The sequence below is a fragment of the Amycolatopsis sp. NBC_01488 genome, from assembly GCF_036227105.1.
Lineage (GTDB): Bacteria > Actinomycetota > Actinomycetes > Mycobacteriales > Pseudonocardiaceae > Amycolatopsis.
Genome location: NZ_CP109434.1, coordinates 8333376 through 8352619 on the forward strand (window position 1 = coordinate 8333376; position 19244 = coordinate 8352619).

Genomic DNA, 19244 nt, shown 5'->3' on the forward strand with positions numbered 1-19244 from the left:
TCTCGTGTGATTGGAGGGGCATCTCGTGTGATGCCCCTCCCATCACGGGAGATGCCCGCCTGATCACGCGAGATGCCCGCCTGATCACGCGAGATGCCCGCCTGATCACGCTTGATGCCCCTCCCGGCCGGCCCCTGAACGTGGTGGGTCCGCCGCCAATACCCCTGGCGGCGGGCCTATCACCCATACCGAAAGGCCCCTTCCCGACTTCGGGAAGGGGCCTTTCGGTGTGCGGGTCAGGGACGCAGCTCGGCGATGCGAGCCGCGAGCAGGCGGACCGTGGGCAGCTCCATGACCGCCGTGGCGGGGAGGGTCCAGTGGGCGGCGATGCGGACCGCGCCGGCCGAGCGGCCGCCCAGCTCGAAGAAGTTGTCGTCCGCGCCGATCTCCTCGTAGCCCAGCGCGGCGGCCCAGCGAGCCGCCACTTCGCGCTCGAGGCCCGCCTCCGGCTCCACGAACGGCGTCCCCAGCGCCGGCCGCGGCCGGGCCGAAGCCGACAGCTGGACGGACTCGGCGGTCGAGACCGGACGAACCAGCGGCACTCCGGAGAGCACGACCTCGGTCAGGTGGTCGGCCGCGGCCACCGCGGCGAGGGTCTCCGGAGACGGGTCCGAAGTGGACACGACGGTGGTCCACCGTCCGCGACCGGCGAGGCGGGCCACCCGCGCCTGAGCCGCCAGCGTGCGTCCGGCCGGATCCGGCCGGACGACGAGGATCCCGCGCCGCCCACCCAGGTCCGGCACGTCGCGGTGCACCTCGGCTTCGGCGTGCCCGGTCAGCTCGCACGGCTCATGATGCAGCCGCCACGACTGGTCGCCGCGCACCGCCAGGGGGGTCTCGGAGTGCAGGATGGCAGCGAGGACCTGGTCGACGGGCACGGAGACGCCGACGTCGACGTGCCGCGCGGTCAAGGCGGTGAGCGCCGCGTGCGACGGCGTGGTCAGATCCGGCCCGAGTACGCCGACAGCGCCGGACGTCAGCGTGACCATCCCGGGCCACAGCCCGGCCGCCACCGCGACGTCCCCGGGTGAACCACCCAGGGCGAAGCCGTACACGACGGTACGCGGTACGACGACCAGCGAGCGCACGAGCGACGGCAGGTCACCCGGGCCCACGACGAAGTCACCGGTGTCCAGGGCGGCGAACCCAGGGCCCGGCCGCACGGTGATCACTTCCGACCCGGCCAGGGTGATGCGGTCGGCCAGGGCCTCGCCGACCGGATCGCCGGCGAACACCAGCCACGGACCCGCCGCGCGCACCCGGCTCTCCAGACCGGTCAGGGACTGCGGGTCGAGCCGCCACGAGGGCACGTAGGCCGCCGGGCGCGGAGCGGCCACCGGATCGACCCAGAACCGCTTGCGCTGGAACGGATACGGCGGCAGCTCGACCCGGCGTGCGGCGCCGCGGTGCAGGGCCGGCCAGTCCGGCGTGCACCCCGCGATCCACAGCCGGGCCACCGTCTCGAGCACCCACGCATCGACGAAGCCACCCTCGACGACGAGCGTGTCGGTGGCGTTCTCGTCCAGCCGGATGCCCAGCCGGGTCAGCCCGGCGGCCAACGCCGACAACGCGCCCGCGCGCGTCGGGGCGGGCGCGGGGACGTCGTCCCCGGCGAGCAGGCGGTGGGCGGCCTCGGCCGTCGACGCCCACTCCGAGCCGCTGCCCGCGACCAGGCGGAACCGCGGGTCCCGGCGACGGGTTTCGCCGTCGACCCAGCGGCCGGGATCGGCCAACGCAGCCAACGCGTCCGAAAAGTCCCGGCACACCACGGCCCGCCGCAGCGCGAAATGGCCGCGCGACACCTGAAGGGTGAAGGCGACGTCGGCGAGGTCCAGGTCGGGATGCGAAGCCAGGTGGGCGCGCAGCCGCGAAGTGACCTCGTCGAGCGCCACGACGTCACCAGCGGAAAAAGTCAGCAGGTAAGGACCGCTCGAAGGCCGGGGTTCCCGGGTCGGCGGCTGTTCGAGGACGACGTGCGCGTTCGTCCCGCCGACCCCGAACGAACTGACCCCCGCGCGCCGGGGCACGGCCGACGCGGGCCAGGGAACGTCGGCGGGCAGCACGGTGAACCGGTCGTCCAGCGCGGGGTTGGGGGTGCGGAACCCGGCGGTGCCCGGCAAGACGCCGTCGCGCAGGTTCAGCGCCGCCCGGATGAGCGAGGTGACGCCGGACGCCCGGTCGAGGTGCCCGATGCTGGGCTTGACCGAGCTGAGCACGCACGGCGCAGCACGCTCCGGCCCGAAGACGCGGTTCAGCGCGGCCAGCTCGATCGAGTCGCCCAGCGGCGTGCCGACGGCATGACACTCCACGTACCCGACCGTCTCGGGCTTCACCCCGGCCACCGCGAGCGCGGTGTCGACCACCGCGGCCTGCCCGGCGACCCCGGGGGCGGGGTACCCGGCGCGGTCCCGGCCGTCGTTGTTGACCGCCGAGCCGAGGATCACCGCGTGCACGACGTCGCCGTCGGCGAGGGCGTCCTCCAGGCGCTTCAAGGCGACGACGGCGGCGCCGGACCCCATCACCGTGCCGTTCGCGGCCGCGTCGAGGGCACGCACCCGGCCGTCGGGTGACAGGATGCTGCCCTCTTCAAAAGAGTGCCCGCCGGTCTGCGGCAGCGGCAGCGCGGCGCCTCCGGCCAGGGCCAGGTCGCATTCGTAGGTCAGCAGGCTCTGGCACGCCAGGTGCACCGCGACCAGCGACGTCGAGCAGTACGTCTGCACGGTGATCGCCGGGCCGCGCAGGCCCAGCTTGTAGGACACGAGCGACGTGAGCGAGTCCCGTTCCACGCCCGCGGAAAGCAGCGGCTTGCCGCCCGGTTCCGCGGCGAGGCCGGGGACGTTCCGGGTCAGGTAATCGGGGAACGCGCAGCCGGCGAACAGCCCGACGGGCACGCCGGGATCCGTCGGCCGGTAGCCGGCCCGCTCCAGCGCCTCCCACGAGCATTCGAGCAGCAGCCGGTGGTGCGGCTCCAGGGTTTCCGCCTCGCGCGGGCCGAGCCCGAAGGCGGCGGCGTCGAACGTCTCGACGCCGCCGGCCACCGGCCCGCCGACGCGGACGTGGCCCGGGGTGGCCGGGTCCACGCCCGCGGCGGCGAGCTCGGCGTCGGTCATCTCCCGCAGGCCGGGGATCCCGGCAGCGAGGTTGCGGCGCAGCTGCTCGACGTCGGCGGCGCCCGGGAAGCGCCCCGCCATCCCGACGAGTGCCACGGCCGATTCGGGTGCCGGTTCCGTCATGGCAGGTCCTTCCGGTGTGTCAGAGCAGGTGGCTGCGGCCCCAGCCGTGGGCGAGGCGGTAGGTGGCGAACGCGCCGGTGGCAAGCCCGATCGCGAGCACGATCAGCGCGGGGCGCAGCATCGCCTCGGCGTTGCCCGCCATGGCCGAGCGGATGAGCGACAGCCCCCAGTAACCCGGGGAGAACGGCGCGATCGCCTGCGCCCACGACGGCATCAGCGACACCGGCAGCAGCGAACCGCCCAGCGAGCTGATGGTGATCGCGCCGAGGTCGACCGCCACGATCAGGTCACCGCGGCTGCGGACCACAGTGGACAGTGCGGCGCCCATGGCCAGGAGCATGAAGCCCCACAGGCACATCGCGCCGAACACCAGGCCGGGCGAGACCGGGAACGGCATGCCGACGACGAGCCAGCCGTAGATGATCAGCACGCCCTGCTGGATCAGCAGCACGACGAACACCGGGACCGCCTTGCCGATCAGCAGTTCCGCGCGGGCGGCGCGGCTGGCACGCAGCCGGTCCCACGTGCGCCACTCGCGTTCGACGAAGATCGCGTTGCCCACGATCGCCATGGCGAACACGGAGAACATCACCAGCTGGCCGGTCACGGCCTCGACGGCGCCGGTGCCCAGCGCCTTCACGTACAGCGGCTGGAACAGCACCATGAAGATCATCGGCGTGATCAGGTAGCTGATCAGCTGCGACGGGTCGCGCAGGCGCAGGGTCGCGTTGTAGCGGACCAGGGCGCCGGCCCGGTAAAGGGAGTCAGTGCGCGTCGACATCGGTCACCGCCAGGGAGTGGTAGAGGTCGTCCAGGCTGGGGTTGCGCAGTTCCACGGACTCGACCGGCCGCGACACGGTCGGCAGCAGCTCCAGCAGCGTGCCGGTCGGGTCGGTGGTCGAGACGGTCAGCTGGTCGTCGGCGGTGCGCACGCGGACCTCGCCGGGCAAGCCGGAGAGCAGCTCGTCCGCGGCGCCGCGCGCGATCACGCGGCCCTCGGCAGCCACCGCGATCGTGGCCTGCAGGTCGGTCAGTTCGGTCAGGTAGTGCGTGGTGTAGACCACTGCGGCTCCCTCGCCTGCTCGTTGCTTGACCACGTCGAGCAGCGCCTGACGGGTCTCGGGGTCGGCACCGGCGGTCGGCTCGTCGAGCAGCAGCAGCGCGGGCCGGTGCACCAGCGCCGTCGCGGCCTGCGCCCGCCGCTGCTGGCCGCCCGAGAGCAGGCCGCAGGTGCGGTTCAGGAAGCTCTCCAGCCGCAGCGCGGCCGTGAGGTCGTCGATGGCCGTGCGCAGCGCGGCCCGGCGCAGGCCGGCCAGGCGGCCGTACAGCTCCAGGTGCTCGCGCACGGTCAGCGGGCGGTAGAGGGCGATGTGCTGCGGGGAGATGCCGATGCGGTCGCGGGCGCGCGTCGGCGACTCGCCGTCGACGAGCACCGTGCCGCTGTCCGGGCGCAGCAGCCCGGACACCATCTCGACGAAGGTGGTCTTGCCGGCGCCGTTGTGGCCGACCAGCCCGACGATCTCCCCGGCGGCGACCTCGAGGCTGAAGCCGTCGAGGGCCTGCACTTCGTCGTAGCGTTTCCGGAGGTCGATTGCTTGCAACATGAGGTCGCTCCTTGCGCGTGGGTTCGCGACAAACGGACTGTCGCACGGGGACGGCGGGAGCGGCGGGCTCCCGCGGTGGCAGGAAACTGCCGTCATTCGGAGCCGGCGGACACCGCGCTCAGCGTCTCGCGCAGCGCGACGCGGTCGAACTTGCCGTTGACCGACCGGGGCAGCCGCGGCAGCACCTCGACCCGCCGCGGCAGCATGTACGCGGGCAGTTCCTTGGCCAGCGCCCGGGAAATCGCTTCGGCGTCGCCCTCGGGAGCGACCGCCAGCACGATCCGGTGCCCCAGCACGGGATCCGGCACGCCGAACGCGGCCGCCTCCCCCACCAGGCCGGTGCCGTAGGCGGCCTCTTCGACCTCGGCGGGGCTGACGCGGTAGCCCGACGTCTTGATCATCTCGTCGGTGCGGCCGACGAAGTAGAGGAACCCGTCTTCGTCGCGGTAGACGGTGTCGCCCGACCACACGGCGATTTCCGGGCGCACCAGGCCGTCCGGGCCCGGTACCGGGCGGAACCGCTCGGCCGTGCGCTCGGGGTCGTTCCAGTAGCCGAGTGCCACGAGCGCGCCGCGGTGCACCAGCTCGCCGTGCTCGCCGGGCGGGCAGGGCGAGCCGTCGGGGCGCAGCACGAGGACTTCGGCGTTCGGGATCGCCTTCCCGATCGAGCCGGGACGGCGGTCGGCCTCCGCCGGGTCGAGGTAGGTCGAGCGGAACGCCTCGGTGAGGCCGTACATCAGGAACGGTTGCGCCGCCGGGAAAAGCTCACGCAGGCGCGTCAGCGTGGCGCGGGGCATGCGGCCGCCGGTGTTGGCGAAGTACCGCAGCCGCGCGGTCGCCTCGGCGGGCCACTCCTGCGTCACCAGCTGCAGCCACAACGGCGGCACGCAGGTCAGCGCCGTGACGCCGTGGCGGGCGCACAGCCGCACGACCTCCTTGGGCAGCAGGTAGTTCACGAGCACCACGTGCGCGCCGGCGGCGAACGCGGTGGTGAGCTGGCTGAACCCCGCGTCGAAGCTCAGGGGCAGCGCGGCGAGCACGACGTCGTCACGCGTGTGGCCGAGGTAGTCGGCCACACTCGCGGCGCCGGCGAGCAGGTTGCGGTGGGAAAGCACGACGCCCTTGGGGCCGCCGGTGCTGCCGGAGGTGTACATGATGGCGGCCGCGTCGTGGTCGATCACCGCGCCGGCGCCGGGCACCGCGACCGGCTCGGCCGCGGTCAGGGCGTCCCACCCGGGCGAACCGAACACCACGACCGGGGTGCCCTCGGGGACCGCTTCACGGATCGTCACCAGCCGCTCGGCGGTCGTGAGCACCACCGCCGGTGTGCAGTCGGCGGCCACGTGGGCGATGTGCCGGCTCTTGAACAGGGGGTTCAGCGGCACCAGCACCGCGCCCGCGGCAGCGGCCGCGAACAGCGTGACCACCGTCTCGAGCCGCTTTTCCGCGTACACCGCCACCCGGTCGCCGCGGCGCACGCCGAGCCGGTGCAGGCCGTGGGCGACACGCGCGACGCGGTCGGCGAGCTCGCCGTAGGTCAGCGTCCGGTCCTTGTGGGTCAGCGCCGGATCGCCGGGCGCGCCGTGGGCCAGCAGCTCGTCGAGCCGCACCGGGGCTGCCTCAGACATCGGCGGGCTCCGGGACGACGTACTCCGCGACGGCGGCCCACAGGCTGCCCGCGGTGGCGAAGGTGTCCTCGGTGAGCAGCTCGTCCGGCAGCTCGAACCCGAAGGTCTCCTCCAGGTCGGTGACGAGCTGCACGACGCCCATCGAGTCGAGCCCGAGCGCGGCGAGGTCGTCGTCCTCGGCGATCCGGCCCTCGAGCGCGTAGGGCAGGTGCGCGATCAGGATCTCGAGGAACCCTGGAGGGATGGGGAATTCAGGCATTTCGTCACCCTGTTTCGCTTCGGCGGTCAACCGTGTCCTCCCGAGGACACCACCGGCCGGACTCACCGGGCCATCACCGCGCTCTCGTCCCGCCACCGCCGGGCGAGAGCGGCGTGAGAGCGCCCCGAGAAGACCGGCTGCGACGGTGAAAGAGCAGTAACAACCGCGGCTTCGCCACGGGCCGGGGGCTCCGCCACCCGGAACCCCCGAAACCCCGTAGTAGCCGGATCCTTGGAGGCACGATGTCGACGGTCACTCTCCCGCCGCCCGGGGCGTTCTCCGTGCCCGAGCCCGACCCGGAAGCTGAGCTGTACCGCTACGCGGCGCGCTGCGGCCGGATCGCCTCCGTGAACACCGCCGCGGCGCACCTCGGCCTGCCCGCCGACACCGTGCACGCGGCCGCCGTGCGGCTGGTGGAGCTGCACCTGCTGCGGGCCGAACCGGACGGCGGCCTCGTGCCCCGGGAACCGGAAGCGGCCGCGGAGCTGGTCGTCACCCCCTTGGAACGCGCGATGTACGAACGGCGGGAGCTGGCCGACCGGCTGCGTGAACGCATCGACGGCATCACCCGCGCCCCGGCCGGCGTCACCGGCCACGCGGGCGCGCTCGACCGCCTGGAGGGCGTCGCCGAGATCCGCGGCCTGGTGAAGCTGGCGGCCGAGGTGTGCCGCGACGAGCTGGTGGTCCTCCACCCGGGCGAGGCGGCCGACGACCTGGTCGACGAGCTGCTGGACGCGTGCTACTCGGTCCTGGGCGACGGCGTCGGCGTCCGGGTGGTGTGCCCGCACCGCAGCCGTGCCGGCTACGCGGCACGCGCTCGGTTGACGCAGCTCGCCGGCCGCGGAGCCCGCATCCGCACGCTCAGCCGCGTCCCGCAGGCCGCCGTGGTCTTCGACCGGTCCCTGGCGGTGACGCTGGACGTCGCCGACCTTTCCGCCCGCCGGGTGCGCGACCAGGGCATGGTGCGCTTCCTGCTGGGCCTGTTCGACCAGCTGTGGGACGGCGCGACGCCGTTCTCGGCCGAGGACCAGGGCTACAGCGGCGAGATCGCCCACGACCTGCAGCAGGCCATCGCGCGCCTGATGGCCCAGGGCTTGACCGACGAGGTCGTGGCCCGGCGGCTGGGGATGTCGGTGCGGACGTGCCGCCGTCACATCGCCGCGATGCTCCAGAACCTCGACGCGGTGTCCCGCTTCCAGGCCGGGGTGCAGGCGGCTTCGCGGTTCACCCTCGCCTGAGCACCACACGAGAAGGGGCCTTCCGCACGCGGAAGGCCCCTTCTCCTTGCCCGCCCTACCAGCCGGCGGCCTCGGCCACGACGCCGTAGGTGCGCCGGAGGTCGGTCATCCGGTAGATGCCGGCCTCCGGGATCCGGACGCCGTACCGGCGCTCGATCCGGGCGAGCAGCTCGATCACCACCACCGAGGTGACCCCCAGATCACCCGCGAACGAGGCCGCGGCGGTCACCTCGCCGGCGGGAACCGAGAACAGGTCGGCGGCCAACGCCGCCAGTTCGTCGAAGCGGGCCGGGACAACGGCCACCGAAGGCGTGGCCGCGCGGCGGAACGGACGCGGCGGCCGGGCGCACCCCGCCGCCGCGACCGCGACCACCAGGTCGGCCTGGTGGCTCAACGTCACCACGATCTCCTCCAGGCCGGCCTCCTCGGCGATCTCCGCCGCGCCGCCGCCCAAGGTCACCAGCGGCGCTCCCCAGTCGTCGTTGGTGACCTCGATGTCACGCCAGCGCAGCCCCTGGCCGAACCCACGGCCCAGCATCTTGCACGTGGCCTCCTTGACGGAAAACCGCCCGGCCAGCCGTTCCAGGGACCGTTCGGCACCCATCCGAGCGGCCTGCTCGAGCTCCACCGGGGTGAAGACGAGCGTCCGGTACCGGGGGTGCACCGCGACCTCCGCGAACCGCGGGATCGACATCAGGTCCACGCCGATTCTCATCCACTCCGCCCCCCGAGCAGGCTCGCCGTGGCCACCGGCGCCGCGGGTGCCAGCCGCAGCGCGGCGACGTCCGTGGCGAGCAGCGCCAGCCAGCCCTCGTGCAGCGGTCCGCGCGTGTGCAGCAGGACGCGTTCGCCGTCGGCGACCACACCTTCGGCCAGCGCCGCGCAGAACGACAGCCACGCGTCGCACGGGCCGCGGCCGGTGAACCGGTGGTCGCCCGCGAACGCGGGTTTCCCTTCCCCGCAGCCGGAAACCGTGAGCGGCGCGGCGGAACCGCGCCGCAGCCGGAAGCCGACCGCGGCGAACCGCGGGGGGCCGGCCGCCTCGTCGGCGAACAGCGGCTCGTCGCAGAGGACGGCCGTCGCCTCGCGGTCGACCGCCCACTCCAGCAGCCCGAAGACGGTGGTGCCGCCGAGTTCGTCGAGGTGCGAAAGGCCGACGTCCTCGCCCGCCCAGCCGCTGCGGTGCACCAGCCCCGCCAGCGCGGCCACGTTCGGATCGCGCAGCGGCCCCGAACGCACGAAGAACAGCGGCTGCGGCGCTGCGGGCGGGCCGAGGGCGGCGAGCACCTGCGCGGCGACGTCGACGTCGTCGTCCTCCGGGATCCGGACCATCAGGCGGGACCGGGGAATTCCGGCCGCGGCCAGCCGTTCCGGCGGGACCAGGCCGGCGGCACCGGGCAGCGACGCCAGCGGGACGTAGTCCTCGCGCCGGGCCGCGGCGAAGGCGATCGTGTCGATCCCGAGGTCAGGCATCGGCGTCTCCCGCCTGGTACCCGCGCGCCACGTGCAGCCGGTGGATGTTGCTGGTGCCCTCCATGAACTCGAAGGCGTGGACGTCGCGCGTCCACTTCTCCAGCAGCGGGTGCTCGATGAGGCCGGCCGGGCCGAGCGCGGCCGACGCCCAGTGCGCCGTGCCGACCGCCAGGCCGACCGCGCCGAGCTTCGCGGCGCTGGAAAGGTAGCCGCGCTCGGGGTCGCGGTCGATCCGCGCCGCCGCCTCGTACACCAGCTCCCGGCCCGCTTCGGCACGCGCGAGAGCCAGCTGGCCGCCGGGGGCGTTCTTGCGGTGGTCCAGCACGTATTCGACCATCGCCAGTGCGGTGCCCACGGCGGACGCGGCGATCCGCACCCGCATGTGGTTGAACGTCGTGATGGCGGCGAAGATCCCCCGCCGGGTCACCGGGAGGTGGTCCCCGAGCATGCGGCCCGCCGGAATGGCCACGTCCGAAAAGGACAGCCGGCTGATGTAGGCGCCGCGCAGGCCGATCATGTCGAGCTTTTCGCCGTGCCAACCGGGTGCCGGGACCTCGACCAGCGCCGCGCGGATCGACAGCGCGCCGCGGCCGGTGCGGCCGAACACCACGCCGACGCTGCCGCGCGCGGCGTTGCCGACGTAGCACTTGCCGCCGTTGAGGCGCCAGCCCTCGCCGTCGCGGTCGAAGCGGGTCTCCATCGCCGTCGCGTCGTTGCCGCGGCTCTCCTCGGTCATCGCGAAGAACGACCAGCGACGGCCGCCGTGCATCCGCGTGAAGAACCACTCCTGCTGCTCGGGCGTGCCGAGCAGCTCCACGAACACGCCGGCCAGGCCGGGTGACGGGCAGGCCAGGATCGCGCCGACGTCACCGCGGGCCAGTTCGATCAGCCCCGCCACGTTCTCCAGGCACGAGCCACGTTCCATCGCCCGCAGCAACGGCGTCGACGGCAGCGACTCGCGGTACTGCGGCGGCGTGTCGGCCTGCCGGACCATCTCGAACACGGGCGAGTTGTAGTGCTCGTCCATCGCGTCCGGGTCGGTGTCGATGGCCAGGGCCCGCGACCGCAGGTCCGCGGCCGCCTCCCGGCTCAGGTCGCGGACCGCGCGGACGCGTTCGCTCAGCTCGATCATGCCGGTTCTCCTTCCGGTTCCCGGTCCACCCAGGTGCCGGCCACCAGTGCCGAGACGTAGAGCGACCGCGCGGGTGAGGTGGCCAGGAAGCCCGAGGCGCCGAGGTGCTGGGCCACCCGCCAGCCCAGATCGTCCAGCTCGCGGTGGACGTCGGCCACGGCGACCGGGTGCCGCTGCGAACGCACGTGGGCGCGCAGCCGTTCCACCGCGGCCATCACGTCGCCGATCGCGCCGGCGATCAGCTGCTTGCGGATCAGCGGTTCGTCGCCGGCGGTGCGGTGTGACAGGTGCTCGACGACGTGGTCGAGCACCGAGCGCAGCACCCCCAGCCGAACAGCGGCCAGGTGCCGGCCGAAGTCGGCCAGCTCGTGGGCGTCACGCTCTTCGCGTGGCCGGCCCGGGCAGGCGAGGAAGACGATGTCCTCGCGGTCGGCCAGGCTGTGCGTGCGCACTTCGGCGCCTTCGGGCACGGCGCCGGCGGGCACGGCCGCGTACCGGCCGGGGGCCAGCCGGTCGGCCGGGGTGGCGGGCAGGGCCGCGGCGAGGCCGGCGGCGAGGCCGTCGCTGCGCGCGGTCCGCTCGCATTCGAGCAGGCTGGTGGTCACTGTTCCTCCACGACCTCGACGATCACCGACTGGAAGTAGGCGCCCTGGCCCACGGAGACCAGGGCGCAGCGCTGTCCGGGACGCAGCCGTCCGGCCGCGTCGGCGTGCTGCAGGGCGAGCAGGGAATCGACCCCGAAGTTGTGCCCGCGCGCGGCGACCAGCTCCAGGGGGATCCGGTCGAACGGGAACCCGGACAGCCCGCTGAAGGTGCGCCAGAACATGCGGTTCGACAGGTCCGGCAGCACCCAGTCCACATCGGACAGTGTGAGGCCGGCATCGTGGGCCGCGGCGCCCACGACCGCCGCCGCCTGCTCGCAGCAGACCTTGCCGAAGAGCGTGAACTCCTCCTTGGTCATGCGCAGGCTGCGGTGGAACCGCGTGTCGCGGGCGCTCGCGCCGCCGAGGTAGCGGTAGCGCGCCGGGCCGCGGGACACCATCAACGCTGCCGCGATGTCGCCCGCGACCGTCGTGCCCGGGATGTAGCGGCCGCGGTCGCTCGCGCTGCCCTGGTCGCCGCCGAGCACGAGCACCCGGTCTTCCGGCGCCGCGCCGGGCCGGGCCAGGTAGCGCCGGGCGAGTTCGACCGAGCGCAGCACCGACGTGCAGTTGACGTGCGACACCCCGAAGAACGGGACGCCCGGCAGGCCGAGCGCGTCGCGCAGCCGATCCGGGAACGTGCCGCACAGGTCCAGCTCGGCGATGAGCAGCGTGTGGCCGTAGAGCACCAGGCTCGCCGGCCCGCCGCCGAGCGCGGTCCGCCCGGCCTCGGCCAGGTGGTCCGCCATCCGCTCGCCCGGCGCGAGCACCGGGCTGTCGCGCAGGCCGTAGATGCGGCCGAACATCCGCCGCTCCAGCGGCTTGGCGCCCGACCGCACGAGCACGTCGTCGACGGCCTCGACGCGGCCGGGCAGCCGCACGGCGACCCGGGACAGCCCCGTGTCCATCAGTGCTCCCTCCCCGGCACCAGCAGGCACGTGCGGAAGGCGCCGCTCGCGGGTGCGGAATCGACCGGCACCGCCGGTCCGGACAGCAGTCGCGTGCCCATCACTGCTCCCTCCCCGGCACCAGCAGGCAACTGCAGAACGTGCCGCCCGTGGGCTCGAAGTCGGCCAGCAGCACCGGTTCGTCCAGCGGCCACAGGCGCGCCAGACCCGCCCACACGCCGGTGCACCACAGGTCCGGGACCGCTTCGACGCGGCCGGCGTACGGGGTGCCCGCCAGCCGCTGGGCGAGGCCCGCACCGGCCAGTACCCGGACGCCCGGGTGCCGGTAGAGCACGTCGGCCAGGGCGAGGGTGGCGGTGTGCGGCCCGGTTTCGCCGAGCCGTACCTCCTCCAGCTCGGTCACGGCGACGTCGCCGGTCGAGCCGGCTTGCAACAGCACCGCGGCGTCGGGGCGGTGCGTGGCCGGGTGGCCGCTGTCCCACAGCACGGCGTTCTGGTCGTACACCAGCAGTGCCGCCGAAGCCGCCTCGCCGAGCCGGCACATGCCGTCCAGCAGGCGCAGCGCGGTGAACGCCGCGCCCGGCCCCGGTCCCGCCACCGAGCACGGTTCCGGGTTCCCGGGCAGCCGTCCGGCGAGGTAGCAGCCGGCGACCTCCGAGTGGTACAGGTCGGGCGAGTGGTAGGCGAGCACCACCGCGTCCAGCGGCGGCAGCGGGGTGCCCGCGTCCGCCAGCAACGCCTCGGTCATCTCGATGAACCCGTTGCCGGTGCGGGCGAGGAAGTCCTCCTGGTCCGCCGCGGCGCCGAAGGTCTCGACCATGAGCCGGGCCAGCTCCGGGCGCATCCCGAACACGGGCTTGGCGCGCTCGGTGAACACCCGGTGCGTCACGCCGGTCAGGTGCACCCCGGCCGGGCGCGGGGGGCCCGCGGCCCGTCCCGGGGGCGCGAGCGTCTGTGACATCCGGGGCTTCGGCCCGGGCCGGGGGCTCCGCCACCCGGACCCCCGAAGAAGCTGCAGGGACATGGCTCAGACCGCCGCGGCGGCCCTGGCGAAGGCCGACTCGATGTAGTCGGTCAGGCTGCCGACCGTGCGGAAGACCTCCGGGCCCAGCTCGTCCGGGTCGATCTCGAGGCCGATGGTGTCCTCGAGGCTCATCAGCAGCTCGATGACGCTGGTGGAGTCGAGCGCCAGGTCCTCGAACAGGCGCAGCTCCGGCGTGACGCCGCCGATCTCCTTGTTGAGCACGGCGGACAGGGCGATCTCCAGGTGGGCGACGATCTCGGTGCGGTTCATCTCGGCTCACTTCCCATGGTGTCGGAGGGCTGGTGCAGGTGCTGCTTGCGCAGCAGGTCCGCGGGCTCGTCGCGGTCGCGGACCAGGAAGGCCCGCCCGCCGCGCACGAGCACCTCGGCGGGGAACCCGTGGCTGAGGAACAGCCCGGGCGAGGCCGACGGCCCGTAGGCGCCGGAGTTCAGGACGCCGACCAGGTCGCCGGCGCGCAGGTCGGGCAGTTTCACCTGCTTGAGCAGGGTGTCGTTGGGCGTGCACAACGGGCCGGTGACGGTCCACGGGCGCGGCTCGACGGTGTCGTCGGTGTCCTCGCCGGCCTCGCGCGGGGTGAGCAGCACGGCCGGGAAGTTGCGCTTGACGAACGAGCCGATGCCGACGGCGGCCATGTGGTGGTGGGTGCCGCCGTCCGCGACCGCGAACCGCTCCCCCATCGACTCCTTGACGTACCGGACGCCGAGCACGTAGACCCCGGCGCGCCCGGCCAGGAACCGGCCGGACTCCATGATCAGCCGCGTACCCGGGTGCGCCCGGTGGAACTCCTCGAGCATCGGGTTGATCACGGCGGCCACGTCGGCGGCTTCGAGGTCGTCCTCGCCTTCGAAGTAGGCCACGCCGAGGCCGCCGCCGATGTCGACGGCTTCCAGGCGGATCCCGGTCTCGGCGGCCACCCGCTCGGCCAGGTCCAGTGCGTAACGCGTGTTCTTGCCGATGACCTCGGCGTCGAGGATGCGCGTGCCCATGTAGACCTGGATGCCGGCGACGTCGGCGTGGCGGTACTCCGCGAGCCGCGGTCCGGCGGACAGGACCTGGGCCTCGTCGATGCCGAACTGGCGGGGCTTGCCGCCCATGGTGAGCCGGGACCCGCTGATCGCGCAGGTGGGGTTGATCCGCAGCAGCACCCGCTGCTGCTTCCCGAACTCGGCGCCGAGCCGTTCGATGTCGTCGAGTTCGTCGAAGGACTCGCAGACGATCGCGTAGACGTCGGTTTCCAGGCACGCCCGCAGTTCCTGCTGGCTCTTGCCGGGACCGAGGAAGATGATGTCCTCCGGCCGCGCCCCGGCGGCGAGTACGGTCTGCAGCTCCACAATGGACGAAACTTCCGCCCGCGCGCCGCCGCCGTGCAGGGCGGCGAAGACGCTGATGTTCGGATTGGCCTTGAGGGAGTAGAACACCTCCAGCGCGGGGTGCAGCACCGCGCGCAGGCCGGTGATCGTCGCGTGCAGGACGTCGCCGTCGTAGACGTAGAGCGGCGTGCCGAAGCGCGCGGCCAGGTCCGGGTAGTCGATGCCGGTCATGCGGTTTCCCCTGCCATTTCGCCGAGGCGGCGCTCGGCCTCGGTCCGGACAGCGAGGGCTTCGTCGGCCGAGTGCCCGACGCAGATCGCGTAGAGACGGCCGTGGAAGGAGCCTTCGCCGGTGGCCGCGGCGTTGAGCGTCGCGAAGTTGTTGACCAGCACGCCGGTGTCGCCGGCGCCGGTGAAGAACAGGTCGCCGAGCGCGGTTTCGACCTCCGCGAAGGTGTGTTCGCGCTGCAGCTTCAGCGAGAAGGTCGCCGCGATGGCGTGTTTGCCCTCGGGGATGAACTTCTCGGCGATCCGGCTCTGGTAGGTCGACATGTTGAACCGGGCGTTGATCTCCAGGCACGGGTAGAGGGTGCCGTCGGCGGCGAGCATCGCGTCGACGCCGACCATCCCGAAGAATCCTTCGTCGTGCAGCGCGCGGCCGATCTTCTCGACGGCTTCGGCCAGTTCGCGGGCCGCGACCGGCGGCAGCTCCACCGGGAAGCGGTGGCCCTGGTGCACGCCGTTCTTCAGCACGGCGGCCTTGACCGTTTCGAAGCGGACGCCACCGGTGCGGGAGACGACGAACTGGTAGTTGAGGTCCTGGGCGTGCTCGATCCACGACTCGACCACGAGGTTCGCCGGCGCGTCGGCGCCGCGGCGCTCGATCAGGCGCAGCAGGCGGTTCGCGCCACGCTCGTCCTCGACGACGACCATGCCGCGGCCGGAGACGCCGAGCGACTCCTTCACCACGACGCGGCCGCCCAGCGCCAGCTGCGCGGTGAGGGCGTCGCGCAGTTCGCCGACCGTGTGCACCACCCGGCCGGGCACCTGACGCAGGCCGAGCGCGTCGACCAGGCCGCGGCTGAACACCTTGCCGTTGACCGCTTTGCAGATCTGCGCGGTCGAGCCGGCCAGCGGCAGCCCGGACTCCTTGGCCAGCGCCTCTTCCGACGCCGAGATGCCCAGCGGCATCAGGTAGGTGTTGCCGTCGGCCAGCTCCCGCAGCTTGCCCAGGAGCTCCGGCGAGTTGAGCGCGTCCTCGGTCACCATCGCGTCCGGGTCGCTGTGCTCGACGATCAGCGTCGAGCCGTCGGCGGCGCCGATCCGCGCGAGGTAGGCGGCGAACGCGGGATCCATGGGTGCCTTGAGCACCACCAGATCGCCCTCGCCGGCGAGCAGCGCGCCCATCTCCTCCATGCGGTTGACCGTGGCCCCCGCGAACGAGATGCCGGCGCCGGGCAGCTTCGGCTCGCCCACCGCCCAGCTGCGCTCCACCTCGAAGTTGTTGACGAAGACGAACCGCGCCCCGGCGTCGCCGATCAGGTCCTTCTTCAGCCGTGCCACGAAATTCATCCCTGGTTCCCTTCTCCGATCTCGACGACGGCCGCCGCGAAGGTCGCCCCGAGGCCGGCCGAAGCCAGCAGCACGAGGTCCCCCGGATCGACCCGCCCGTCCGCGCGCGCCGCCGCCAGGTTGATGAACGGGTCGGAGCTGTAGCAGTGGGCGTACTTCCCGACGTTGTCCAGGAACACGCGGTCCCGCGGCACGCCGAGCGTGCCCGTGATGCGTTTCCAGGACAGCTTGTTGACGTTGTGCGGCAGGATGGCGGTGAGGTCCGCGGCGGCGACCCGGGCGTCGTCGAGCGCGTCCTGCATGACCTGCGCGAGCGCGTCCGGGTAGACGTGCTTGTACCGCAGCTGCAGCGCTTCGTCGCAGTCGATGCCGCGGTAGAACTCGCCCAGCACGGTCAGCGCGCGCCCGAGGACGCGGTCGCCGCGCGGGTCCGGGCCGACCAGCACCGCGGCGGCGCCGTCGCCCTGGATCGTGGTGTCGCGGATCAGCCGGGCCTCGTGCATCAGGACCTTGTCGCCGGTCAGCACCAGCACGCGGTCGCCCGGCGCCGCGGTGGCCAGCAGTGACCGCGCCACGTGCAGGGCGTGGATGCCGACGACGCAGTTGAGGTGGGACAGGCTGAACACGGTGGCGCGGTGCAGCCGCAGCCGCGTCCGCACGTCCTCCAGGAGGCCGGGCGTGGCGACGGCGACGTGCTGCATGGTGTGCGCGTGGACCAGGAACCGGACCGAGTCGCGGTCGGTCCCGGACAGCACGCGCTCCCCCGCACCCGCCAGCAGGTCGGCCAGGTCGAGACCGTCCGCGACGGCGACGCGGTCGAGGCCGAGGAAGCGGGTGAAGAAGCGCAGCTGCGTCGCGTCGAGGCCGAGCGGGCCGGCCAGGTCCGCGACCGGCAGGCTCGTCTCCGGCACGAACGACGCCACCCGTTCCAGGCGCGGTGCTTCGAGCAAGGACATGGTTTCCTCCATCTCCGGACGGCTCAGCCGCGCACGAGCTCGTGTGCGAGCGCGGACAGGGAACGGGCGGTGGTGAACGGGACCAGCTCGGCCGACCAGCCGCGCTCGTGCAGGGCGGCCACCACGCGGGGCAGGCGCAGCACGCGGCCGCCCGCGCCGATGTAGCTGCGGGCCGCGTCGACCTCGCCGAGGCCGTTGACCTCCGCGACGACGTCGGTGAGCACCCGCTCGGCGGGCGCCGGCGCGGTTTCCGCGAGGTCAGTCGTGACGCCGGCGCTCGGCCGCGGTGGTGGCGGGGCGAAGCCGATGAGCGCGGCAGCCTCGCTGACGCGCAGGTCGGTGCCGGGGTCACGATGGGCCTCGACGAGCCGGGCGTAGCCGCGCAGGAACTGTTCGACGGCCTCGGCATCCAGCACGGCGTCCAGTGCCTGCAGGGCCAGCGTGATGCCGTCGGCCCATTCGTAGACGCGCAGGTAGCTGTCGGAGCCGGCCCGCGCCCAATCCGCGGGCGCCGCGTTGACCGCGTACCGGTCGCGCTTGGCCCGGCACGAGCGCGGCGCGTGGTCGAGGAAGTTCAGCTCCGCCACCACGCGCACGGGCATCCCGCGCCGCGCGCTCTCCGCGGCGATCAGCTCGTACACGCGGTCGTAGGGCACGTGCGCGTTCGCCATCGCCTGGCTCACGCGGGCGGCGGACGCCTTGACCACGGACGAGAACCGCGGATCGCCGTCGAGGTCGGCGAGCACCGGGGTCGGGTAGGACAGGCAGGTGACGGCGTCGCCGAAGCCGCTGGCGTCCCGCTGGCTGGTGTACATCCGGTGCGCGACGAGCGTCTCGCCGGTGTAGGCGGCGAGCGTGACCGCGTAGGCGGCGAGGTGCACGGCCGAGGGCCAGACGTGCTCGCGCGCCGCGATCGCCCGGGCGGCCGACAGCAGCGACGGCACGGTGTAGGAGGCACTGTGCGCGGCCTCGGAAGCCTTGCGGCGCGCGGAAAAAACGTCGGCGGGGAGATTTGCGACGATGTCGCGCCAGTACCTCAGCGCCGGTTCGACGTCGGCTTCGGTGCGGCTCTCCTCGAAGCGTGCGAGGTCGACGGGCTGGTGTTCGACCGGTCCCAGCACGGCGGGCCGGCCCTCGGTGCGCGCGGCCAGCAGCTCGTCGAGCTCGGCGGCCAGGCGGTCGAGGGCGACGTCGTCGAAGGCCAGGTGGTTGAAGACCAGGTGCAGCCGCACGAGCCGGCCGCCGGTGGTGACCACGCAGGCCCGCATCGGCCAGTCGCGGGCCAGGTCGAACGGAGTGCGGGTGAGCCGCGCGATGACGTCCACGGGCGCCGGGGTGCCGTCGTCCTCCGTGGTCGCCTCGGTGACCGGCTGCGGCGCCGGCGGCTGCACGAGCTGACGCGGCCAGGCACGCCCGTCCGCCGCGGTGCCGGTCAGGTCGTAGACCGTGCGCAGCACCTCGTGCCGGCGCACCAGGTGCGTCAGCGCCGTGCGAACGGCCGCGACCGTGCAGCCCGCGGGCAGCGGGTAGCTGGTGCCGATGTGCGCCTCGTACCGGGACGGCTCAGGCACCCGCAGGTACCGCAGCAGGTGGTGGTGCTGTCCCCAGCAGAGGTTCGCGCTCTTCGCCTCGGGCATCCGGGGCCTCCAACCGTGAATCGTCGTACGCCGATGGTGGGCGGCCGCGGCGGAAATGGTTAGCCCCTGGCGGTGGCACGTTTTCCGTGGCACGAACATGACACCGGACGCCGAAGGAGTTTTCCTTGACCCGCAACGGTTCGTCGGTGAATCTGGGTTGGCCCCGCCGGAGCGCGAAAACGCGGACCGGATCTGCGGGGAAATCCCACCAAAGGAATGAGGTAGCACCCATGTCGAAGGAAGCTTCGAAGGTCGCCAGCAAGGTCGCGTCGAAGGTCGCTTCGAAGGTCGCCAGCAAGGTCGCCTCCAAGGTCGCCTCCAAGGAGGCCTCCAAGGTGGCGTCCAAGGAAGCCTCGAAGGTCGCGTCCAAGGAGGCGTGACCACCCGGCGGGATGGCGGCGCACCACACCGGACGCGCCGCCGTCCCGCCGGATCCGGCCCTTTCCCGTGAAGGGGCCGGGCTTGCGGCCACCGCGGGCGCGGCACCCCCGGCACCAGCCGGGCGGTGCCGTTCCCGCGGCTGCCCCGCCGCCTCCGCCAGTGTCCTGAATGAGTCGTTCGGGGGCTGCGCGGGTGCGTCCCGGAGCACGCCGGGGCCCGCACCGCCGC

The 19244-nt window shown here is 73.2% G+C and carries 18 protein-coding genes; 2 read left to right on the top strand and 16 right to left on the bottom strand.

Annotation, left to right across the window (positions count from 1 at the left end; translation table 11 throughout):
• Positions 1 to 236: 236 nt before the first annotated feature.
• The 5 genes from OG738_RS39075 to OG738_RS39095 all read right to left on the bottom strand — a co-directional run bounded on the left by OG738_RS39075 (position 237) and on the right by OG738_RS39095 (position 6724).
• Entirely contained in the window at positions 237 to 3233 is a 2997-nt protein-coding gene (locus OG738_RS39075; RefSeq protein ID WP_329048625.1) for a beta-ketoacyl synthase N-terminal-like domain-containing protein, read from the bottom strand.
• A gap of 19 nt (positions 3234 to 3252) precedes the next feature.
• Positions 3253 to 4014: an ABC transporter permease gene (locus tag OG738_RS39080; protein WP_329048626.1), complete on the bottom strand. Its 762-nt coding sequence runs from the start codon at positions 4012 to 4014 to the stop codon at positions 3253 to 3255.
• Positions 3998 to 4837, bottom strand: a complete 840-nt coding sequence (locus tag OG738_RS39085; RefSeq protein ID WP_329048627.1) for an ABC transporter ATP-binding protein — start codon at positions 4835 to 4837, stop codon at positions 3998 to 4000. Before OG738_RS39085 ends, OG738_RS39080 begins: the two co-directional genes overlap by 17 nt.
• 92 nt (positions 4838 to 4929) lie before the next feature.
• Positions 4930 to 6465: an acyl-CoA ligase (AMP-forming), exosortase A system-associated gene (locus OG738_RS39090; protein WP_329048629.1), complete on the bottom strand. Its 1536-nt coding sequence runs from the start codon at positions 6463 to 6465 to the stop codon at positions 4930 to 4932.
• A complete protein-coding gene (locus tag OG738_RS39095; RefSeq protein ID WP_329048631.1) occupies positions 6458 to 6724 on the bottom strand; it encodes a phosphopantetheine-binding protein in 267 nt (88 codons plus the stop codon). Before OG738_RS39095 ends, OG738_RS39090 begins: the two co-directional genes overlap by 8 nt.
• A 242-nt stretch (positions 6725 to 6966) precedes the next feature.
• On the opposite strand from OG738_RS39095, the gene OG738_RS39100 reads away from it, so the two are divergent.
• Positions 6967 to 7962 carry a helix-turn-helix transcriptional regulator gene (locus OG738_RS39100; protein ID WP_329048633.1) on the top strand — a complete coding sequence of 332 codons (996 nt, stop codon included), beginning with the start codon at positions 6967 to 6969 and terminating at the stop codon, positions 7960 to 7962.
• Between the two features lie 55 nt (positions 7963 to 8017).
• On the opposite strand, the gene acpS is transcribed toward OG738_RS39100, so the two are convergent.
• From acpS to OG738_RS39155, 11 genes are all read right to left on the bottom strand, one after another.
• The gene (gene acpS, locus OG738_RS39105) at positions 8018 to 8677 is read right to left on the bottom strand and encodes a holo-ACP synthase (RefSeq protein WP_329048635.1); all 660 of its coding nucleotides are present in this window, start codon (positions 8675 to 8677) and stop codon (positions 8018 to 8020) included.
• Positions 8674 to 9435, bottom strand: a complete 762-nt coding sequence (locus tag OG738_RS39110) for a hypothetical protein (protein WP_329048637.1) — start codon at positions 9433 to 9435, stop codon at positions 8674 to 8676. Before OG738_RS39110 ends, acpS begins: the two co-directional genes overlap by 4 nt.
• A complete protein-coding gene (locus OG738_RS39115) occupies positions 9428 to 10567 on the bottom strand; it encodes an acyl-CoA dehydrogenase family protein (protein ID WP_329048638.1) in 1140 nt (379 codons plus the stop codon). Before OG738_RS39115 ends, OG738_RS39110 begins: the two co-directional genes overlap by 8 nt.
• Positions 10564 to 11172, bottom strand: coding sequence for an acyl-CoA dehydrogenase family protein (locus OG738_RS39120; RefSeq protein WP_329048640.1), 609 nt, complete (start codon positions 11170 to 11172; stop codon positions 10564 to 10566). Before OG738_RS39120 ends, OG738_RS39115 begins: the two co-directional genes overlap by 4 nt.
• A complete protein-coding gene (locus OG738_RS39125) occupies positions 11169 to 12116 on the bottom strand; it encodes a 3-oxoacyl-[acyl-carrier-protein] synthase III C-terminal domain-containing protein (protein WP_329048642.1) in 948 nt (315 codons plus the stop codon). The genes OG738_RS39120 and OG738_RS39125 overlap by 4 nt, the downstream gene beginning before the upstream one ends.
• Positions 12117 to 12216: 100 nt before the next feature.
• Positions 12217 to 13077: a hypothetical protein gene (locus tag OG738_RS39130; RefSeq protein ID WP_329048644.1), complete on the bottom strand. Its 861-nt coding sequence runs from the start codon at positions 13075 to 13077 to the stop codon at positions 12217 to 12219.
• A gap of 66 nt (positions 13078 to 13143) precedes the next feature.
• Positions 13144 to 13410, bottom strand: coding sequence for an acyl carrier protein (locus OG738_RS39135; protein WP_003100549.1), 267 nt, complete (start codon positions 13408 to 13410; stop codon positions 13144 to 13146).
• Positions 13407 to 14702, bottom strand: a complete 1296-nt coding sequence (locus tag OG738_RS39140) for a type III PLP-dependent enzyme (protein WP_329048647.1) — start codon at positions 14700 to 14702, stop codon at positions 13407 to 13409. Before OG738_RS39140 ends, OG738_RS39135 begins: the two co-directional genes overlap by 4 nt.
• A complete protein-coding gene (locus OG738_RS39145; protein ID WP_329048648.1) occupies positions 14699 to 16042 on the bottom strand; it encodes an ATP-grasp domain-containing protein in 1344 nt (447 codons plus the stop codon). The genes OG738_RS39140 and OG738_RS39145 overlap by 4 nt, the downstream gene beginning before the upstream one ends.
• Positions 16039 to 16998: a ketoacyl-ACP synthase III family protein gene (locus OG738_RS39150; protein WP_329048650.1), complete on the bottom strand. Its 960-nt coding sequence runs from the start codon at positions 16996 to 16998 to the stop codon at positions 16039 to 16041. Before OG738_RS39150 ends, OG738_RS39145 begins: the two co-directional genes overlap by 4 nt.
• A gap of 23 nt (positions 16999 to 17021) precedes the next feature.
• A complete protein-coding gene (locus OG738_RS39155) occupies positions 17022 to 18635 on the bottom strand; it encodes a condensation domain-containing protein (protein WP_329048652.1) in 1614 nt (537 codons plus the stop codon).
• Between the two features lie 230 nt (positions 18636 to 18865).
• On the opposite strand from OG738_RS39155, the gene OG738_RS39160 reads away from it, so the two are divergent.
• On the top strand, positions 18866 to 19015 hold the full coding sequence (locus OG738_RS39160; protein ID WP_329048654.1) for a hypothetical protein: 150 nt from the start codon (positions 18866 to 18868) through the stop codon (positions 19013 to 19015).
• Positions 19016 to 19244 lie beyond the last annotated feature (229 nt).

What these genes read in the sequence shown, in the direction of transcription:
- OG738_RS39110 (WP_329048637.1), bottom strand. Translation starts at nt 9,435, where the DNA reads ATGCCTGACCTCGGGATCGACACGATCGCCTTCGCCGCGGCCCGGCGC.
- OG738_RS39075 (WP_329048625.1), bottom strand. Translation starts at nt 3,233, where the DNA reads ATGACGGAACCGGCACCCGAATCGGCCGTGGCACTCGTCGGGATGGCG.
- OG738_RS39135 (WP_003100549.1), bottom strand. Translation starts at nt 13,410, where the DNA reads ATGAACCGCACCGAGATCGTCGCCCACCTGGAGATCGCCCTGTCCGCC.
- OG738_RS39100 (WP_329048633.1), top strand. Translation starts at nt 6,967, where the DNA reads ATGTCGACGGTCACTCTCCCGCCGCCCGGGGCGTTCTCCGTGCCCGAG.
- OG738_RS39085 (WP_329048627.1), bottom strand. Translation starts at nt 4,837, where the DNA reads ATGTTGCAAGCAATCGACCTCCGGAAACGCTACGACGAAGTGCAGGCC.
- OG738_RS39080 (WP_329048626.1), bottom strand. Translation starts at nt 4,014, where the DNA reads ATGTCGACGCGCACTGACTCCCTTTACCGGGCCGGCGCCCTGGTCCGC.
- OG738_RS39155 (WP_329048652.1), bottom strand. Translation starts at nt 18,635, where the DNA reads ATGCCCGAGGCGAAGAGCGCGAACCTCTGCTGGGGACAGCACCACCAC.
- OG738_RS39145 (WP_329048648.1), bottom strand. Translation starts at nt 16,042, where the DNA reads ATGAATTTCGTGGCACGGCTGAAGAAGGACCTGATCGGCGACGCCGGG.
- OG738_RS39160 (WP_329048654.1), top strand. Translation starts at nt 18,866, where the DNA reads ATGTCGAAGGAAGCTTCGAAGGTCGCCAGCAAGGTCGCGTCGAAGGTC.
- OG738_RS39125 (WP_329048642.1), bottom strand. Translation starts at nt 12,116, where the DNA reads ATGGACACGGGGCTGTCCCGGGTCGCCGTGCGGCTGCCCGGCCGCGTC.
- OG738_RS39140 (WP_329048647.1), bottom strand. Translation starts at nt 14,702, where the DNA reads ATGACCGGCATCGACTACCCGGACCTGGCCGCGCGCTTCGGCACGCCG.
- OG738_RS39115 (WP_329048638.1), bottom strand. Translation starts at nt 10,567, where the DNA reads ATGATCGAGCTGAGCGAACGCGTCCGCGCGGTCCGCGACCTGAGCCGG.
- OG738_RS39090 (WP_329048629.1), bottom strand. Translation starts at nt 6,465, where the DNA reads ATGTCTGAGGCAGCCCCGGTGCGGCTCGACGAGCTGCTGGCCCACGGC.
- OG738_RS39150 (WP_329048650.1), bottom strand. Translation starts at nt 16,998, where the DNA reads ATGTCCTTGCTCGAAGCACCGCGCCTGGAACGGGTGGCGTCGTTCGTG.
- OG738_RS39130 (WP_329048644.1), bottom strand. Translation starts at nt 13,077, where the DNA reads ATGTCACAGACGCTCGCGCCCCCGGGACGGGCCGCGGGCCCCCCGCGC.
- OG738_RS39095 (WP_329048631.1), bottom strand. Translation starts at nt 6,724, where the DNA reads ATGCCTGAATTCCCCATCCCTCCAGGGTTCCTCGAGATCCTGATCGCG.
- acpS (WP_329048635.1), bottom strand. Translation starts at nt 8,677, where the DNA reads ATGAGAATCGGCGTGGACCTGATGTCGATCCCGCGGTTCGCGGAGGTC.